Genomic DNA, 18,125 nt, shown 5'->3' on the forward strand with positions numbered 1-18,125 from the left:
GAAATTTTCTTCCTTTAATTTTCAAAACCCTTTGCGCCTTTGCGTCTTGGCGCGAACCTAAATTCATCTTTTGAATCAGCAACGCCCAGCTTTAAGGTAGACCAAAAAATCTAGGAATCACTGAAATGTTCCGCAAATTCCGTAAAACACCACTAGCATGGTTGCAAGTCAGACGAGAGAAAACGCGTCTCGCCGTTGCTTTAGCAGGAATTGCCTTTGCAGACGTCCTCATGTTTGTCCAACTTGGACTCAATGACGCACTCTATGACTCCGCAGCAAATTTTCACAATAGCCTAAGAGGGGATTTGTTCCTGATCAATCCACAATCTGAAGCTGTGCAGTCGTTCAAGAGTTTTCCAAGAGAGCGGTTATATCAAGCAGCAGGATTCGAGAAAGTCAACTCTATAAACTCTTTATACGTTGGTAGCGCTCAGTGGCGCAATCCTCAAAATCGTCAGCGCGAACGCACAGTCCTAACCCTTGGTATTAACCCTGCGAAACCTGCATTTACGTTACCAGAGGTGAATCAACAGATAGACAAACTCAAGCCGCTGAATCGGGTGTTATACGACCAAGCAGGGCGACCTGAATTTGGCGATATTCCTGCGTTGTTTCAAAAGTCTTCCCCGCTCTCGGTTCAAGTGAATGATAAGCAAATTTGGATCACCGGGCTGTTTACGCTAGGTGTGTCCTTTGGGACTGATGGTACTATGATTACCAGTGATTCTACCTTCCTGCGCCTGTTTAGCGATCGCCAACCAGAGGAGATTGACGTTGGTCTGATTTCGTTAAACAAGAGTGCAAACCATAAGGAAGTGCAGGAACAACTGCGAGCCACCTTACCAAATGATGTTTTGGTGCTAACGCGAGAGGAATTTGCCAATCGAGAGAAGCAATATTGGTCAAGTAGCACTCCGACAGGCTTCATTTTTGGGCTTGGAACCATCATTGGCTTTGTCGTGGGGATTGTAATTGTTTATCAAATTCTCTACTCTGATGTGTCAGAACATTTACCTGAATATGCCACGTTGAAAGCGATCGGCTACAGCGATAATTACCTCGTCGGCATTCTCATTCAAGAGTCACTTATTCTAGCAATCATGGGTTTTATACCAGGGTTTGTTCTTTCGTCAGGGTTGTATTTGATTGCTGGAACTGCGACTTTGTTACCTATTGGCATGACTCCAACCCGGACTGCATTAGTATTATTTCTTACAATTTTAATGTGTGTTGTTTCGGGCGGAATCGCTATGCGTAAGTTGCAAGCAGCCGATCCGGCTGACATTTTCTGATAAAAAATGCGTAACCACTATGCAGAACCAAACTTTTCCTACTACCCAAAACCAACCTACAACAAATAAACCTGTGATTTCAGCTTCCAACCTGAACCACTACTTTGGTGAGGGAGAACTCCGCAAACAGGCTTTGTTTGATATTAATCTCGACATTTATCCTGGAGAGATTGTCATTATGAGTGGTCCTTCTGGTTCTGGTAAAACCACACTGCTGACTCTTATGGGAGGTTTGCGTTCAGCACAATCCGGAAGTCTTACAATCCTTGGACAAGAAATGTGTGGCGCAAGTCAGCAACAAATGGTGCAAGTGCGGCGGCAAATTGGTTATATTTTCCAAGCGCACAACCTGCTGACTTTTTTAACAGCTAAACAGAATGTACGAATGTCTTTAGAACTGCATGATGAATACCTGGATCAAGACATAGATGGAATATCTGCCGATATCCTTAAAGCCGTTGGGTTGGAAAAGCGCATCGACTACTATGCAGATAGCCTCTCTGGTGGACAAAAGCAAAGAGTGGCAATAGCCCGTGCTCTTGTAAGCCATCCCAAAATTGTCTTAGCCGATGAACCCACAGCCGCCCTCGACAAAAAATCAGGACGAGATGTGGTGGAGATGATGCAGAAGCTGGCAAAACAGCAGGGCTGTACGATTCTTTTGGTCACACATGACAACCGGATTCTCGACATTGCCGATCGCATCGTCTATATGGAAGATGGTCGTCTAGCAGATAACCCAGCTTTGATACTTGGTGAATGATCAACACTAAAAAGCAAAAGACAGCGAACCACTTAGCACTGATTTTTATCACGATTCACAACCAAAAAGATAGGACTTACGCACTTTACAAATAGGCTTTTATGTGGTGAAAAAGCCCCAGACATCGAATATATAAGCGATCTGCTGCCATTTTTGCCATTTCTATCCCCTAAGCGCATAAGTTGATTTTGCTGACACCCATAAACAAGAGACGAAGGTTAGCTCGCCAAGCTTAGCTTCGGTTCAGTAAACAGGTATGACTTGTTTCACACTGCTTTTGGCGTAAGTTCTAAGCTTTTTGCGCTAGCCAGCATAAAAAAATTATGAAGGTTCTAGTTTTTCAGACTCATAATGAGTACAATTTATTTATACGTACTCGTAACGAGTACGTATTAGATGACTGGTATTGTAAAAGCAGCCTATTAATGAATAATTGAGAGGAGAAATCATGGATTTATCAAACTCGAACACCGCAAAAAACCTGTCCGAAGCCTTTGCTGGGGAATCGATGGCAAATCGTAAGTATCTGTTTTTTGCGGAAGTCACTCGCCAGTTGGGGCTGAGTGAATTGTCAAAGCTGTTCCGGGAAACTGCAAATCAGGAGACAGAACACGCTTTTGCTCACTTCCGGTTAATGCATCCAGAGTTGGTGGTGGAGGATGTCGCTTCGTTAACTGATGAACAAAAGAAGGCGATCGCATCTCGTTGTTTAGAGTTAGCGATTGAGGGAGAAACCTATGAGTACACTACCATGTATCCAGAGTTTACTGCTGCGGCGCGTACAGACCGGGACGATAAGGCTGTCGTAGAGTTTGAAGCACAACAAGTAGAGTCTCGCGAACACGCTCAGATATTCCGTAAAGCAGCACACAACTTTGGATTGCTGACACCAATCGAACATCATCACGCCAATCAATATACAGAAGCACTCCAAGCTCTTGATGGTATCGCTCCAACAGCGAAAGCAGCAAGCGGCGATCCTGCAACTCAAAAATGGATTTGTCGCCAGTGTTCAATGATTTATGACCCCGTAGAGGGCGATCCTGATTCTGGAATTGCTCCTGGGACAGCGTTTGAGGCAATTCCTGAAGATTGGTTGTGTCCAATTTGTGGTGCTACGAAGAAAACGTTTGTCCCTTATGAGGAAGCAGTTGCTGCGTAAGCATTCACTATAGCAGAGGGTGCGTGAGGCGATCGCATAAAGCGCGATCGCCTCACTACTTATCTAAAAGTGGGGGTTTGGGGGAGCAATAATACCCCCACCATAATCTTTGAAAAGGTGGGGGATACATGGACTCCCCCAAGTTAACTTATGGGATTCAATATCCCATAAGTTAACATTTAACACTTGCCCAGTGTTTAGTAAACGTTGTACAATACTGCAATGCTGACACTAAACTACCGTTACCAACTCTACCCAAATACCGCTCAAGAGCAAACGCTTATTGAGTGGATGGAAATCTGCCGTGGTGCATATAACCATGCACTAGCACAGATAAAAGATTGGTGCAATAGTCGTAAGTGTCTAATTGACAGATGCTCTCTGGAAAAAGAGTACATTCTTCCTGCTGACTTGAAGTTTCCTGGTGAAGTTTACCAACTTAACAACTTGCCAAAAGCCAAGAAAGAATTTCCTAAACTCCAGGAGGTTCCTTCTCAAGTCCTTCAACAAGCTATTAAGCGGCTTCATCATGGATGGGAATATTTTCAGTCCAGAGGGTTTGGCTTTCCCCGATTCAAGAAATATGGGCAGTTCAAATCATTGCTGTTTCCTCAATTCAAGCAAAACCCGGTAACGAATTTGCACATCAAGTTGCCCAAAATTGGAGCCATTTCCGTTAACTTGCATAGACCTATCCCCAGTGGGTTTGTGGTCAAGCAAGTGCGAATTTTGAGGAAAGCCGACCGATGGTATGCTTCTGTCAATATTCAATGTGATGTCAGCATTCCCGACCCAGTTCCGAATGGTCATCCTATTGGGGTTGACACTGGGTTAGAGAAGTTTTTGGCAACCAGTGACGGGGGCGCGAGTATTACCGCCTAAGTTTTTTAAAAAGCTGCAAAGCGAGTTGAAATTACTGCAACGCAGGCTCTCTAGAAAACAAAAACGGTCTAAGAATTACGAGAAACAACGTCTAAAAGTTGCGCGGCTTCACCACAAAATCGACAACACCAGAAAAGATTTTCATTTCAAGCAAGCCCATGCTCTTTGTGATACTGCTGATATGGTTTTTATGGAAGACTTGGATTATCGTATCAGTGCCAAGGGCATGCTTGGAAAACATATGCTTGATGCTGGGTTCGGTCAGTTTAGAACTATCGTCAAGTATGTGTGCTGGAATAGAGGAAAATTTTTCGGTGAAGTTGATGCAAGAGGGACTTCTCAAGAGTGCCCAGAATGCGGTGGTGAAGTAAAAAAAGACTTGAGCGTTAGAGTTCATCATTGTCCTCACTGTAACTATGTGACAGATAGGGACGTAGCCGCGGGTCAGAATATTAGAAATCGAGGGATTGTCCTCATTAGTACCACAGGGCTTGTGGGAAAGGAAACTGCCTGTGCAGACGGTCTACCGGGGGTTGAGGTAACGAAATCTAGGCAAGTGTCGAAATCCCGCAAGGGAAGAACCAGGAAATCCTTGAAGTGATTCGGGGAAGCCCCCACTATAATCTTTGATTTAGTGGGGGAGGATGTCACAAATGTCTTAAAAAAGATTGCGGATTATTTAAAAAAGCCTTTGTTAAAGAAACTTGTTCTAGTTCCTCATAGTTTACTTCTTTTGGTGGGCAGACATCAAAACTAAGAATAGTCGCATCTGGAAAAGCCATTAAAATAGGAGAATGGGTAGCAATGATAAACTGGCTATCCTGATTTATCATCTCTTTTAACATGGAAAGAAGTGCTAATTGTCGCAGAGGTGATAGGGCGGCTTCAGGTTCATCAAGAAGATATAAACCACCAGGCACAAAGCGTGATTGAAAAAGTTTGAAAAAAGTTTCTCCATGAGAGTAAGCATCCGGCTCTTCTCCATACTTTTGAGTTAAAGCACCTTTTTGAGCTAATGCAGAACGTTTCGCTAATTCAAGACCAAAACCAGTAAACTTTTGCTCGTATTCTAATGCTTGTTCGTCGAGTTCTTGGCTAAGAGTTTTCATTCTCCGGACAAAGTTGAAAAAATCTTCGGCTCTAAGAAAAAATCCTCGCCTAGTCTTTTTTTGCCAAACAAATTTTAATTGTGTAGATAATTCTCTGGCAGAGTTTAACGTTTTGTCTCGCTGTATATCTTCACCTCCCACCGTAATTGAGCCGACGCCTGCTGCTATTGCTTCTAAAAAGGTCGATTTTCCTGAACCATTTTCTCCAACAAAGAAAGTGACAGGGCTATGAAAGTTAATTTCTTTAAAAGCTTTGATTATAGGAAGATTGAAGGGAAAGGAATCAATTTTTTTAGCAAGTTGTTTTTTGGCGATCGCTCTTAAATGAATCATGGAGTTACACTTACCTAGAGCAGCCTATTTACTGAGATCTTGCACCTGTTCCAACAGTGAGTCGGCGAAGCCTCCAAACCCTCGTTACTAGGTTCAACCTGGTAACGATATATTAGAGCCTCTGGCTCTTGTTGCGTGCAATATCTGAGTATTAATTATGCCGTATCTAAGCCTTTGTTAGTACATTTATATTGTTTTTTGACTTCTCAACCTGGAAAAACTCTATTCAACTCCAAAGACAAATTGGGAAAACCAGGGAGTGTCACCAACTCATGTCGCAATGCAATCTGCTTCAAACGATAGCCAAACTTACCTTGAGTATCCTGGTAAGGCTGACTGTAGCGTTCTAATTGATCTGCCACTAGATTAACAATCCAGTAGTCGCTAATCCCATCTTCAGCATAAAGTGCTAGTTTGGTGTTTTGGTCATACTCAAGGGAAGAGTCTGATACTTCAATAACCAGGAGAATATTTTCTGGTAAAGGATGATTTGACAAGTAATCATCAGCCTTACCCCGTGCAATGACAATATCTGGTTCAGGCTGACTATCAGTAGGCAAGATTATAGGTTCTTGTCCACGGATAACAGCTGTGTCTCCCACTAACCTGTCTAACTCTCGAAATAACTTTGTATTACAGACAGAGTGTCGTGTGCCTTTTGCTGCCATTTGCATCAATTCTCCCCTAATCAACTCCACCCGGTCATCCTCCGTTAGGAACCCTAGTTCCATAAGGCGATGATACTCAGCTATAGTGAAGCGTTTAGGGGTGACAGCGGTCATAGGCAATTTTTAAGCATATATCAATTATGCCGCACCTCAGTTAAAACAGTGAACAGTACCAGCCGCAGTGACGCCACCGAGCTGGTGTGGTTGTACTGACACCAACGCTCTCTGGTGCTCTTGGTGGGGGACTTAAACATGCAAAGGATGAAACTGATAACTGATAACTGATAACTGATAACTGGTAACTGTTAAGGGTTGGTACATTAGAAAAACAGACTTCAAAAGATGCCCCATATGAGCCAGACTACGAGTAACCAGGTACGCTGGACAACTGCCGACTTAGAACTGTTCCCAGATAACGGTAAGCGCTACGAGATTGTAGATGGAGAGTTATTTGTGACACACGCACCACATTGGGAACATCAAGAAGCTGCTGACAGCATTTGTACAGAATTGAAACTATGGTCTCGACAAACTGGTTTGGGAAAAGCTGTCACAGCAGCTGGTATTATCTTCACCGATGCTGATAACGTCATTCCTGATGTGGTGTGGATCAGCAATGAGCGACTAGCATTAGTGATAGATGATGCAGGACACCTTACTGCTGCACCAGAGTTAGTGGTTGAGGTACTTTCTCCTGGCGAGAACAATGAACGACGCGATAAACAAGTGAAGCTCAAGCTTTACGCAACTCAAGGTGTGCAAGAATACTGGATTGTTGATTGGCAGTTGCAGCAAATTCAAGTTTATCGACGACAGCAAGCTACACTGGTGTTAGTGGCAACTTTACTAAGCAATGATGAACTGAATTCACCACTCTTACCTGGTTTTACTTGCCCTGTTAGCCGTATATTTACTTAATATTTAAGGCTTCGCTCAACACCTCGCGGTGAATCAGTGCTCTATCTAGCAAAAACTGAATTTTTTCTGTTGACAATGGGTCGCCATTCGCGTAGTGTTCTATCCATGTTTTACTAATGAGATTGGGATCATCTGGCAAATTAGCCAAATCCCATCCCGGCATATCTACATCTTCCATCAATCGATTCACTTTGGGATCGTAACTCAGAGCAAAGCAGCGACACCCTTCACTTGCTGCCATAATTAAGCTGTGCAAACGCATTCCAATTGCCATTTCTACACCGCGAAACACTCCTTTCAAAAGTTGCGGTTCTTCTAGACACATAATTTGGCTGACATCTTTGAGTTGTGCTTGGATTGCTTGGGCTATGCCTAAATCTTCACTTTTTTGAAAAGGCAGCAGTAATATAAAAGTTTGTGTGGCTTTTTGAAAATCAACGAGTGCGCGAGTCAGATGAGCAAGGCGAGTTTGGGTTAACTGGGGATGTGTTCGTAAAGTTACAGCAACTCTGGGAGCAGGTAAATCCCAAAGTCCTGGAACGGGTTTACTTTCCAACGCCCATACGGGATCTGGAGCCAGTATAAAAGGAATTTGCCAATCAGTAAGCAAAGCCGCAGAAGCGCGATCGCGGACACTCACTTTCGTACAACCGCCAAAAGTTTGCCGTGCTAACCAACGAGTCACAGGACGCTTCAGTGGACCAATTCCTTGTCCCCAAGCAACGGTTTTCAAACCCATTCTTTGAGCCAATGCCATGATTCCCCCATAATAAAATGGGCTAACGGCACTGGTTGTATCTTGAATCAAACTACCACCACCCCAAATAAAAGCATCGCAGGAGCGCAAAGCTTGTAGTACGGTGAAAGGTGCCATACGATCATGCGCTTCCAGGTTGTAGCGATCGCGAGTTTCCTCAGGATTGCCAGAGAGAACCACAGGCGTGACTGATGGTGGTAGCATCTGTAGAAGCGTTGCTAATAAAGCTTCGTCTCCACCGTTTCCCTTACCGTAATACCCTGATAACAACACCCGCATACTTTGATTTTGAATTTTGAATTTTGAATCTTGAATATTATGCACGCTCTTTCGATTCCTACTTGGATTATTCATATATCTAGCGTTATTGAGTGGATTGCCGCTATTTGGTTAATCTGGAAATACGGAGAAGTGACAGGTAACCGTGCTTGGTGGGCATTGTCCTTTGCTATGTTACCTGCTCTAGTCAGCGCCATGTGTGCTTGCACTTGGCACTATTTTGATAATTCCGAATCTCTAGAATGGCTGGTGACGCTGCAAGCAAGTATGACCTTAGTCGGTAATTTTACGCTTTGGGCAGCTGCGGTGTTGATTTGGCGTTCCAATCAGTCAACCAAAACTGATAGCAATCCTGTGTCTACAAAAACTATAAAATTAGAGCCATGATTTCAAAAGAAGCCCTGTTTGCCCTTTCATTGTTTCCCTACTTGGGTTTCTTGTGGTTTATCAGCCGCAGCAGGCAAATGCCCCGTTTGGCGCTGTATGGTTTCTACGGTACTCTCGTGTTTGTCGCCATCACCATTCCAGCGGGAATTTATGCCCAAATCCATTATGGTAAGTCTCTAGCAAATGTTGATTGGCTGCACGGGAGCGCAGAATTTTTCTTGACATTTTTTAATATTTTCATTGTCCTAGGTTTCCGACAAGCTGTGATTCAAAATCAAGCTGTTGTCGCTACTCCTCCTGAGCAAATGTCATCGCAAATGTCATCACCCACTTCTCAAGACTAAAAATCACCTATGTCATTGCAGCTACCTTCTGTTATTAAATATTTTTCCCGCACTCTGTTAGGTCTATCAGGTTGTGTAACATTTTTAGCTGTTGATAGTCTTCTGAGTTCATCTTCTAGTTTTGCGGCTGAAAAATTTGTTGTCAGGTATGGATTGTTTGAGCAATCACTTCCTGTGGAAGATTTGCGTAAGTATGCTGAAACTCAACAGGTTTCTTCTGCTCTCAACTCTTTCCTGCGTTACCTAAATCCTAAACAGCAACAGAGATTGCAACAGGCACTTCACGTAAATATGTCTCTTGATATTGTGGCTGTGGATAAGCTATTAGACACAAGTCTTGGCAAAATGCTTTTATCTGCTGCTTCTAAAAGCGTTACGCGTCGTGACAAAGCTGGGATACAAGCACTACGTTCAGCCATTATCTTAGGAGCCAAATCAAGAGAAGGTTTGGGAATCATCAGCTTTCTAAAAGCTTATCCGAGCGAAAAACTAGTAGTGGATTTGCCGCAAGCTTTAGAAATACTGAATCAATCAAAATTATATTCGAGTTCATCTAATGGGTCACAAAATACGCCACAAAAGGATAACCTAACTTCTACACCTCTATGGCAAATTCAAACCCAATATCAAAGACTGGCAAGTAAAGGAAAGCAATTTTCAGGCTGCTTATTTGGAGATTCTGTTTCTGCTCAACTTGGAAATTCCCTTGGTGAAGGAACTTTTAATTTTGCCTTAAATGGATTGAGTACAATTTCATTAGTTGAACAACTGAAAATGTTAGCTACTGGCAATGTAAAATGCCAAAAAACCATTATTGCCATTGGTGGAAATGATGCTTCGTATGGGCTAACTAACGAGCTATTTACCGAAAAATTGAAAGAGGCTATCTCGTTAGTAAGAGCAATGGGAACTAAAGAAATTTTTCTCATTCCTGCTTTCTACTCAACAGTTGCTGCTAGCAAAGATCCGAGTGTAGCAGCTCCACTATCGAAAGTGGAGGAAATTAATACTGTGATGAATCAAGTTGCGACAACTGAAAATGTGCCAGTTCAATCGTCAGGCATACAATCTTTATATGAAAATAATGTTCTAAAAGACAATTTAACAAGTGATGGCGACCATCTCAATACCGAAGGTTTAAAGATTTATCGCCAAGCGTTATTAGAAATTTTGGCAAGTGGTTCGGCAAACAAAAATTGATTTGTGAGGAAATTTTACAGTGGTAAAAAATAAAAAGGAGAAGTTATAAATGGAAGTTATTCCAGCAATAGACTTACTAGAAGGTCGCTGCGTGCGACTTTATCAGGGAGATTATGAACAATCGCAAGTTTTCAACGATAACCCAGTTGAAGTGGCTCAACAATGGGTAGAACAGGGAGCCACTAGATTACACGTAGTTGATTTGGATGGAGCAAAAACAGGGGAATTAGTAAACTTGCCAGCAATTGAGGCAATAACTCAAGCAGTGTCAGTACCCGTTCAAGTTGGTGGGGGGGTGCGCGATCGCTCTCGTGTGCAACAATTACTGAATTTAGGCGTACAGCGCGTCATTTTAGGAACTATAGCCGTAGAACAACCCCAACTGGTACAAGAACTGTGCCAAGAATTTCCAGGACAGATTGTTATTGGTATCGATGCGCGTAACGGAATGGTAGCAACTCGCGGCTGGCAAGAAACTTCGGAAGTTTTGGCAACTCAACTGGCTGTACAAATGCAAGAATTAGGAGCAGCTGCCATAATATACACCGATATCCAACGTGATGGAACTCTTTCTGGACCAAATATAGAAGCTTTGCGAGCGATCGCGGCAACAATTTCCATTCCTGTCATTGCTTCTGGCGGTGTCAGTTCTGTCACCGATTTGTTAAGTCTATTGGCGTTAGAATCACAAGGCGTGATTGGTGTCATTGTCGGTCGCGCACTGTACACTGGTGATGTTTCTCTTAGAGAAGCATTGCGTGCGGTTGGTCAAGGGCGGATTCAGGATATTCCGCCTAATATAGATTTTTCCGCATTTGCCTAGTATCACCTACCGTCCAGTATAGAGACGCTTTCATGAGAGCGCGTCTCTTCTTCCTTTAACCCAATTCTTTTTTGAAATTTTCCGGATTAGTCATTTACCGTCGTGTATCCCATCTTGTAAGCAATTATCCAGTTCTTAATATGACTCGTAAAAGACCTCCTAACAGAGGTAGACCAGTCAAAACCAACTCTGGTGCTACCAGGTTAATAAATTCCGACATTCAAAGATCTTCGATGATCCCTGGTACTTCCAGGTTCAAAAAAATCAACATTAAAAGATTCTTGATTAAAATCAGGCGCTTACTAAAGAAATTTTTTAAGAAATATTTTAATTTTTAATTTTTAAATTTTATAGTTAATGGGTTTCCTCTCTGGTAGAGACGCTTGATTTATGCGTCTCTATTTTCTTTTTTGAACCCTCCCCCGCGCGCGAAAACGGGGCGGTACGGCCACATCCTCGACTGACTTTTTGCTCGATTCAGCTATCTGGTCAGAGATTATTGGCTGATTGGAGACTCGCTCTGAGGGAGAATCAGACTGCCTGCGTTCAGACGCGCCTACTTGCTTGCGAGTTAAATAACGTTGCCACGCCTCCAACAAGACTGGTTCCAGCCCCGGATACTCGTTTAGAGCATCCCGCAGTGACAACTTATCCTGATTGACGTACCTACCCAAAAAAGCACTGAATAAATCACGGTGATGCTCTGAAATACCCGTGACATCCCCATGAACTCGCTCGGATAACGATTTCTTGATGCGGCTACCGTCCAAGTGAGTTTGAGATAGCGCGGTTTTTTGAGTAGAGAACTTTGTGAACGAACCGCCAGTATTCTCAACTTTGCGCTTCAGTTCTGATTGAACAAATCCGGGGGACTTGACAGATATAGCTTTGCCATATCGTTTCTGCCATCCCTTTACGCTTACATTTTCTGTTTTGATGTTCTTGCCATGTCTCAAGATTTCGTTAACAACACGACGATTTTGACACTTGGCGTATACAGACTTTCTACGCTCTAGTTCACGCTTTTTCTGCGCTGCTTTGTGATAATTGCTAGATTTCTTCCACTGCTGTTTTCCTTTCTTGGACTTGCCTTTCTTGATAACAGTTTTGCGTCCTCTGCGTGCCTTGAAATCCGGTTCAAAATTATCAGGATTCAAGCTATGTTGGGAGCGTTGCATCCGTCGTTGCAGCCTAGTTATTTCTTTGGTGAAAGTTGGAACATTTTCAGCGAAAGGTAATAAGTCAGCATGACGATCAGCAACGAATGCGATATTGGAAACATTAAGGTCAAGCCCAATCAGTCCGTCAGAAACATAATTCTGTGGCTTTTGGTAAGGCACTCCCTCTAAAACAAGTTGCACAAACCATCTACGCTTACCATTGAGCTCGCGCCGAACGATGCGACAGTATTTGACGGGACTTGAAAGACCATGATTGATGACTTCATTGTCGAAATCAATAATTGCCGGGAGTTCTAATCCAGCCCAAACAATCTGGTCACCTTTCCATCTAATACCTTGCTTGTTGGTCTTACCTTCAACTGAACGGAAGCGACTTTCAACTTTAAAGCGTACATCTTTAGCTTTACCAAATAGTACGCGTTCAACCGCTTTAAATGCACGAGTCGCTAACTTCTGCTGCGTTATCGCATCTATCTTTTGAGCGATCCATTTTGAATCCTTGGCGGATCTATTGGCGTAAGCCTGTAAGTCGTAGTCAGTGAAACGATATGCTTCACGTGCCTTATTGAAAGCGTCGCTGCGCTCTTTGTTCTTATCGCGTGAAATTTTTCTAGCGGCTTGATATGCCTCGGAATTACGTACTAGCTCCATCCGCGTTTTAGCTTCATTCAGCACGTTGTTGTACAACCGCATAGCTGCATTAAACCTTGCTTGCAGTTCTGAATCTTGCTTGCTGTCTGCTTTTAATGGCAGTTCTAAAACAAACGATGGTTTGGTACTCCGTGGCATAGCTTGTAATCACCTCCTATATTTGTTAACCTGTACTTAGAATAGCGTACCACTTCTAAATATGTCAACAGGGAAAGGGATAAAAAGGACAAGAAATCAACCAGCATTACATTCTGAGCTTAAGGAATCTCACAGGATATACCTCACTCCGACAGCATGGAATAGATTGCAGAAAATAGCAACAACTAAAGAAACAAGTATCAGTGAACTTGTCGAAAGATGGGCAAGAGAAACCAATATTGACGCTGAATAAATGAGCGCGTGTCGGCATTCCACCCCGATATAAATAACGTACGAGGTTCAATTCATTTGATTTCTTGAACTTCGTACTTCGGGGCTATCTGCCTCCCGCGTTATTTTAGGTATAGGATTAGTGAAGCTCTCTGGCAATACAGTAGAGCCTCGTTGCAATTTGCATCGTCCATATTTTCGGATGTGCTTGGAGAGTCTCATCTAAACGTGGGACTTACAGGTCTGTTATTAGCCTTGCTTTCCTAAGAAAGAATTGCAGTACAGTCTCTTCGCGGGTAATAATGTCAGCTCTGCCATCCATACCCAATTGGATTTGGCATTTCGTTTGACTGTTTGCTAAAGAAAGGGCTGTTGGCTCAATTGTTACTTCATAAAAAGCACCTTTCTCAGTTGCTTGTGGATTGGTGTTGTTTATATTTGCGCTATTGTTATTATTTTGACGGGTAATTGCATCGGGAGAAACCGCCTTTACTTTACCATTGAGAGTGCCGTAATCAGGATACGGACAAGCACCCACTCGCATTTGCACTTTTTGACCAATTTGTACCTTGCTTTTAGCCTCAGGTTCAATCGCTGCCTTTACGACTAAAGGAGCATTACTGGGGACAATTTGTGCAACTTCCTCTCCCATACGTACCGTTTGACCGGAGTTTCTTAGATTTAGCTTAGAAATAATACCATCGGTGGTAGCTGCAACAGTGGTTTCTTGAAGCTCAACTTCAATTTGTTTAAGTTCTCTAGTATCTCGCTCTAGCTGTTTTTGAGCTTCAATTTGTTGGTTAATTAGAGCTTGCCGTTCTCTTTCTAAGGTCGCTTGATTAGCTTCTCCAGAAGCTTTTTCTTGAGCTATACGTTCAGTTGCAATTGTGACTTCTGCATCAGTTGGATTGAGAGTGGCTTGGATACGTTGTCGTCTGGCTATAGCAGCTTCTACAGCTTTTTTGAGCCGTTCGATTGTTTTTTCTTGAGCTTCTACAGTTGCTTTTTGTGCCTGTACTGCTTGTTCTTGCTGTTTAACAGCTAGTTGTGCTTCTTCAAATTGGTCTAGTGAAAGCGCTCCTTCGTTGGCTATAGTTTGATAGCGGTTTCGCTTCGACATCGCCGCTCCTAATGTTGCCTCCGCAGCACCTAAATCTGATTGTGCCGATTTTAACTGCGCCTCGGCTGTACGCAATTCCTCCACAGCTATTCTGATATTGGCTGAAGCTTCTTGAAAATCGCTAACTGTGGTAACTTTTTTTTCTTGAAAAGCGCGGTTATGTCCTCGCCGTTCAGCTTCAGCAGAGGCAATGGTACGGTTGATGCGCTCAATTTCTGCTCGAATCTGATGGTTTAGAGTCTTTATTTGGGCATTGATTTGTGCTAGTTGCAACCTAGCTTGTTGGGTACTAGTTTGTAATTGACTCTTTTTAGTTTGCAACCGCGAATCATCGATAGTCGCGATCGCATCACCTTTCTTAACGACTTGATTTTCTTTTACATGAATCTGCATGACTTGACCTTCTGCCGTTGCTTGCACAATTCGTAGTTCCCCAGCAGGACGAACAACAGCTTGTCCTTGGACAGTTACTTTATATTTGGCAACAGCAGCAACTGGGATTGAGAGTCCTAAAGCACAAAGGATAAACAGTCCACCCCATGTTGTCCAACGACTAATTGGTGGGAGAAATTCGTTCTCACTTACTACAGGTAGAAAGTTTGAGTTGGAGTTAATAAGCATAAAAAGTAGGGAGATGGGGGAGATACCAATTCAAAATTCAAAATTCAAAATTAAGAAAGCCTAAGATAACGAGGGTTTGGGAGTGTGTATCTGTCGCATTCTTTTTTCAAATTGGTATAAGGAGTTTTGTAGAGACGCGACAAATCGCGTATGGATGTGGTATGTAGTAAATCGTCTTTTTTAGCACTTAACTACTAAGTACTAACAACCATCAACTAACAACTGACTAATTACGATTAACTCTTGAATAATGCGGATGACACCAAACCATTACTTGATGGGAGAATATCCTCTAGGAAGTCTAAATGCTCACCCCTAATTTTACGCAGTTCCTCTTTTGTACCAGAGATTTTCAAGCGTCCTGACTCGATTAGCACAATCCAATCGGCTCGCTGGATGACTTTGGGACGGTGGCTAATCATAATTGTGGTTTTGCCAGAGCGATGGTATAAAAGTTTATCTAATACAAGGCTCTCACTTACCGGGTCGAGAGCACCTGTAGATTCATCTAAAATTAGTATAGGTGGGTCAGTCACTATTGCCCTTGCTATGGCTAGTCTCTGCCGTTGTCCACCAGAGAGATTTGCGCCAAATTCTCCTAAAACGGTTTGATATTTATCGGGTAGTTTACTGATAAATTCATCTGCACCAGCAATCTGGCAAGCTCTAATAATTTCTTCAAAACTGACGTGGGGATAGCTTAAGCGGAAGTTGTCAATGATTGAACGACTCCAGAAGTGGGGTTCTTGGGGAACTAGCACCACCTGTTGTCGCAGACATTCTAATGAGAGGTCTTGCTGGTTGTATACCCCATAGCGGATATTACCAGACTGAAGCTTATAATATAAACCAGTTATCAATTTGGCTAGGGTACTTTTGCCGCAGCCTGATTTACCAATCAAAGCAATGACTTGACCGCCAGGAATAGTCAGGGAAAAATCTTCTAGCAGACCAACTCTACCTGCATGGTGGAAGTTGAGGTTAGTGCAGGTAATATCTGCGTTCTCAGGAATTTTTGCAATCGGCTTTTTGAAGTCATTTTCGTCTTCTGGGGTGGCATCAATGACTTCACTGAGGCGTTGAATGACAACTTGAGCGGTGATAAATTCATCAACTAAGGAGATCGCGGAACTCAGGAAACCGAGAAAGTTACCACTCATACCACTAAATGCCAGTAATTGCCCAATACTAAGAGTGCCATTAATCACTAAATACGAGCCTAGCCAGAGTACGGCAATATTAGTCAAACTGGAAAGAATGCCAGTAATTGTGCTGCTGTAAATTCCCAGCTTCATCGTCTTCCAGTTCAGGTTAGCGAGGCGACCGTAATTGCTCTGATACTCTTGCCAAGCTTGGGGGGTGGCTTGGGTCGTTTTTAGTACCTGGACACCACGAAAGGTTTCCACGAGAAAACCTTGATTTTCTGTACCTAAGACAATTTGATTACGAGTTACCGAGCGCAAGCTAGGAAGAAAAAGCAGGTTGACAACCGTGACTAAGACAAAAGCGACAGTGGAGGCAACAGTGAGTTGCCAGCTCAAGAAAAGCATAAAGCCCAAGGAAACCAAGGCAATAAAAAATTGGCTGGGCAAACCAAGGACAATTTGGGAAACTAGGGCATTGACGGCATGAATATCGGCAATGCGGCTAACGACTTCCCCACTGCGGCGACCTTCAAAATACTCAAGGGGTAAGTGCAACAGTTTTCGCCCGTATTCCAGAATCAGTCCTAATTGCAGCCTTTGACCAAAGTGACCAATCAGGTGAGACTGTACTAAACCAATTGCACTTTTAATCAAGTTCATTGCAATCACCCCAATTGCCACCGTCGTTAGCAGTTGGGTATCTCTGCGCACTAGCACGTCATCGGTAAGCAGTTGCATCATCAAGGGAGAGGCAAGAGAAAGCAGTCCAATCGCGAAGTTAATAGCAATTGCCTGGGCTATTAAAAAGCGATAGGGCCACACCCGCACCAAAAAACGTCCAAAGCCGTTAACTTTATCTTCTGGTTGCTCTGCAAAACGGATGTCATCTGGCACCAATAGTAACATAATGCCGTTAGCCCAACCATTCATTAATTCAGAGACAGTGAGATAACGAATGCCTATTCCTGGGTCAGCAACTACATATTTTTTGCCTTTCCGCCCGTACAAAACTACCCAGTGGTAGCCTTTCCAGTGAATAATCGCTGGTAGCGGAGCATTGTGCAAAGATTCAAGAAATTCAGCGCTAGCTTTGACTTGACGGGTGTTGAACCCCAGCGCTTCTGCTCCTCGATTTAATCCTAATAGGGTGGTGCCTCGCGAACCAGTTCCCACTGCTTCCCGCACCCGATGTATGGCAAGGTTGCGTCCGTAGTGTTTGGCAACAGTAGCAATGCAAGCCGCACCGCAGTCTTCTTGACTGTGTTGTCGAATAATTTGATATCCCATACCTGAATGTTAATGCTTCAAAACAACGCTAGTAGTTGGGGCTGTTCTTTACTCACCCGTTTGAACTTAAGCCCAAAAGCGTTGATGGATAAGTGTTGTGCCAAAAAATTAAAACCCCCACTTACAACGCAGGGCTATTTCATATTATGTCCGCTCAATTACCCACAAATTCGGGGAAACCCCACCCCGCTTTTGCCGTAGCCAAAGTTCCCCTCCCCGCTTGCGGGGAGGGGTTAGGGGTGGGGTTCTGTAATTATGGGTAATTTGCTGGACATCATATCATTCTAAATGTAGGGGTTATATGGTATAATCCAGGGTGATGCAAATACGTGTAACTACTTCCATGAGTAAAGTACCCACCACTAACGCATCGTGTATAGTGGGGGCTAAGCGCTAAGGCGCACGCTTCGCGAACACATCTCATTCGCCGTTGCCACGGAGCGGAACAATCATTACTGAATGTCCGGAACAAAATCAGGTGATGGTCTTACAGAAATTTGCAGTAAAGCGAAGATTCCATAATTTGGAGCAAACACAAAATTATTGAATCTTTGCGCTTGCTTTGACCTTCAAAACAATTAGGTGATATGAGCAAGGCTTGCCTTACCCCCTATTGATTTGGAAGTAGAGAAGGTTAGTGAAGCTATAAAAAAAGCTTGAGCATTTTTATCATCCCTAATTACTAATCCCTAAAACTTAGGTATTAGTCCATTAGTTCAATGTGCCACAGCTTAGGCAACACGGCGTATGGACGAGATGGTATTGTTAAATGTGCTAGGTAACTGGAGTTTAGACTAAAAGTCGGCGCTCACTCCCATAACAGTTCAACTGTAC

16 protein-coding genes are annotated in these 18,125 nt (G+C 43.2%); 10 read left to right on the forward strand and 6 right to left on the reverse strand.

Annotation, left to right across the window (positions count from 1 at the left end; translation table 11 throughout):
• Window positions 1-125: 125 nt before the first annotated feature.
• The 5 genes from devC to ACM0OZ_RS33305 all read left to right on the forward strand — a co-directional run bounded on the left by devC (window position 126) and on the right by ACM0OZ_RS33305 (window position 4,700).
• Window positions 126-1,292: an ABC transporter permease DevC gene (gene devC, locus ACM0OZ_RS33285; RefSeq protein WP_414587122.1), complete on the forward strand. Its 1,167-nt coding sequence runs from the start codon at window positions 126-128 to the stop codon at window positions 1,290-1,292.
• Window positions 1,293-1,311: 19 nt separating this feature from the next.
• Window positions 1,312-2,055 (forward strand): DevA family ABC transporter ATP-binding protein, encoded by a 744-nt coding sequence (locus ACM0OZ_RS33290; RefSeq protein WP_414587123.1) that lies wholly within the window; start codon window positions 1,312-1,314, stop codon window positions 2,053-2,055.
• A gap of 448 nt (window positions 2,056-2,503) precedes the next feature.
• Window positions 2,504-3,217 (forward strand): rubredoxin, encoded by a 714-nt coding sequence (gene rd, locus ACM0OZ_RS33295; RefSeq protein WP_414587124.1) that lies wholly within the window; start codon window positions 2,504-2,506, stop codon window positions 3,215-3,217.
• A 222-nt stretch (window positions 3,218-3,439) separates the two neighbouring features.
• Window positions 3,440-4,099, forward strand: a complete 660-nt coding sequence (locus ACM0OZ_RS33300; RefSeq protein WP_414587125.1) for an RNA-guided endonuclease InsQ/TnpB family protein — start codon at window positions 3,440-3,442, stop codon at window positions 4,097-4,099.
• A 25-nt stretch (window positions 4,100-4,124) separates the two neighbouring features.
• Window positions 4,125-4,700: an RNA-guided endonuclease InsQ/TnpB family protein gene (locus ACM0OZ_RS33305; RefSeq protein WP_414587126.1), complete on the forward strand. Its 576-nt coding sequence runs from the start codon at window positions 4,125-4,127 to the stop codon at window positions 4,698-4,700.
• 46 nt (window positions 4,701-4,746) lie between these two features.
• On the opposite strand, the gene ACM0OZ_RS33310 is transcribed toward ACM0OZ_RS33305, so the two are convergent.
• Window positions 4,747-5,541, reverse strand: coding sequence for an AAA family ATPase (locus tag ACM0OZ_RS33310; RefSeq protein ID WP_414587127.1), 795 nt, complete (start codon window positions 5,539-5,541; stop codon window positions 4,747-4,749).
• 206 nt (window positions 5,542-5,747) lie between these two features.
• Complete coding sequence (locus ACM0OZ_RS33315) at window positions 5,748-6,323, reverse strand: Uma2 family endonuclease (RefSeq protein ID WP_414587128.1); 576 nt, start codon at window positions 6,321-6,323, stop codon at window positions 5,748-5,750.
• 237 nt (window positions 6,324-6,560) lie between these two features.
• Here ACM0OZ_RS33315 and ACM0OZ_RS33320 point away from each other — a divergent pair, with 237 nt between their 5' ends.
• On the forward strand, window positions 6,561-7,127 hold the full coding sequence (locus ACM0OZ_RS33320; RefSeq protein ID WP_414587129.1) for a Uma2 family endonuclease: 567 nt from the start codon (window positions 6,561-6,563) through the stop codon (window positions 7,125-7,127).
• Here the strand turns inward: ACM0OZ_RS33320 and csaB are convergent.
• Complete coding sequence (gene csaB / locus ACM0OZ_RS33325; RefSeq protein ID WP_414587142.1) at window positions 7,120-8,163, reverse strand: polysaccharide pyruvyl transferase CsaB; 1,044 nt, start codon at window positions 8,161-8,163, stop codon at window positions 7,120-7,122. The genes ACM0OZ_RS33320 and csaB overlap by 8 nt on opposite strands.
• A 39-nt stretch (window positions 8,164-8,202) precedes the next feature.
• Here csaB and ACM0OZ_RS33330 point away from each other — a divergent pair, with 39 nt between their 5' ends.
• Genes ACM0OZ_RS33330 through hisA form a run of 4 tightly spaced genes read left to right on the forward strand, consistent with a single transcriptional unit; the run spans window position 8,203 to window position 10,917 of the window.
• Window positions 8,203-8,550 carry a DUF2499 domain-containing protein gene (locus tag ACM0OZ_RS33330; protein ID WP_414587130.1) on the forward strand — a complete coding sequence of 116 codons (348 nt, stop codon included), beginning with the start codon at window positions 8,203-8,205 and terminating at the stop codon, window positions 8,548-8,550.
• Window positions 8,547-8,894 carry a DUF3593 domain-containing protein gene (locus ACM0OZ_RS33335; protein ID WP_414587131.1) on the forward strand — a complete coding sequence of 116 codons (348 nt, stop codon included), beginning with the start codon at window positions 8,547-8,549 and terminating at the stop codon, window positions 8,892-8,894. Before ACM0OZ_RS33330 ends, ACM0OZ_RS33335 begins: the two co-directional genes overlap by 4 nt.
• A 9-nt stretch (window positions 8,895-8,903) precedes the next feature.
• A complete protein-coding gene (locus tag ACM0OZ_RS33340) occupies window positions 8,904-10,094 on the forward strand; it encodes an alpha/beta hydrolase (protein WP_414587132.1) in 1,191 nt (396 codons plus the stop codon).
• Window positions 10,095-10,143: 49 nt separating this feature from the next.
• On the forward strand, window positions 10,144-10,917 hold the full coding sequence (hisA, locus tag ACM0OZ_RS33345; protein ID WP_414587133.1) for a 1-(5-phosphoribosyl)-5-[(5-phosphoribosylamino)methylideneamino]imidazole-4-carboxamide isomerase: 774 nt from the start codon (window positions 10,144-10,146) through the stop codon (window positions 10,915-10,917).
• A gap of 398 nt (window positions 10,918-11,315) precedes the next feature.
• On the opposite strand, the gene ACM0OZ_RS33350 is transcribed toward hisA, so the two are convergent.
• The 3 genes from ACM0OZ_RS33350 to ACM0OZ_RS33360 all read right to left on the reverse strand — a co-directional run bounded on the left by ACM0OZ_RS33350 (window position 11,316) and on the right by ACM0OZ_RS33360 (window position 17,291).
• Window positions 11,316-12,887, reverse strand: coding sequence for an RNA-guided endonuclease TnpB family protein (locus tag ACM0OZ_RS33350; RefSeq protein WP_414587134.1), 1,572 nt, complete (start codon window positions 12,885-12,887; stop codon window positions 11,316-11,318).
• A gap of 466 nt (window positions 12,888-13,353) precedes the next feature.
• On the reverse strand, window positions 13,354-14,859 hold the full coding sequence (locus ACM0OZ_RS33355) for an HlyD family efflux transporter periplasmic adaptor subunit (protein WP_414587136.1): 1,506 nt from the start codon (window positions 14,857-14,859) through the stop codon (window positions 13,354-13,356).
• A gap of 236 nt (window positions 14,860-15,095) precedes the next feature.
• Window positions 15,096-17,291 carry a peptidase domain-containing ABC transporter gene (locus ACM0OZ_RS33360; RefSeq protein ID WP_414587137.1) on the reverse strand — a complete coding sequence of 732 codons (2,196 nt, stop codon included), beginning with the start codon at window positions 17,289-17,291 and terminating at the stop codon, window positions 15,096-15,098.
• Window positions 17,292-18,125: the final 834 nt, after the last annotated feature.

The sequence above is a fragment of the Scytonema sp. PCC 10023 genome, assembly GCF_963920835.1.
In the GTDB taxonomy this organism is placed as follows: domain Bacteria; phylum Cyanobacteriota; class Cyanobacteriia; order Cyanobacteriales; family Nostocaceae; genus Kalymmatonema.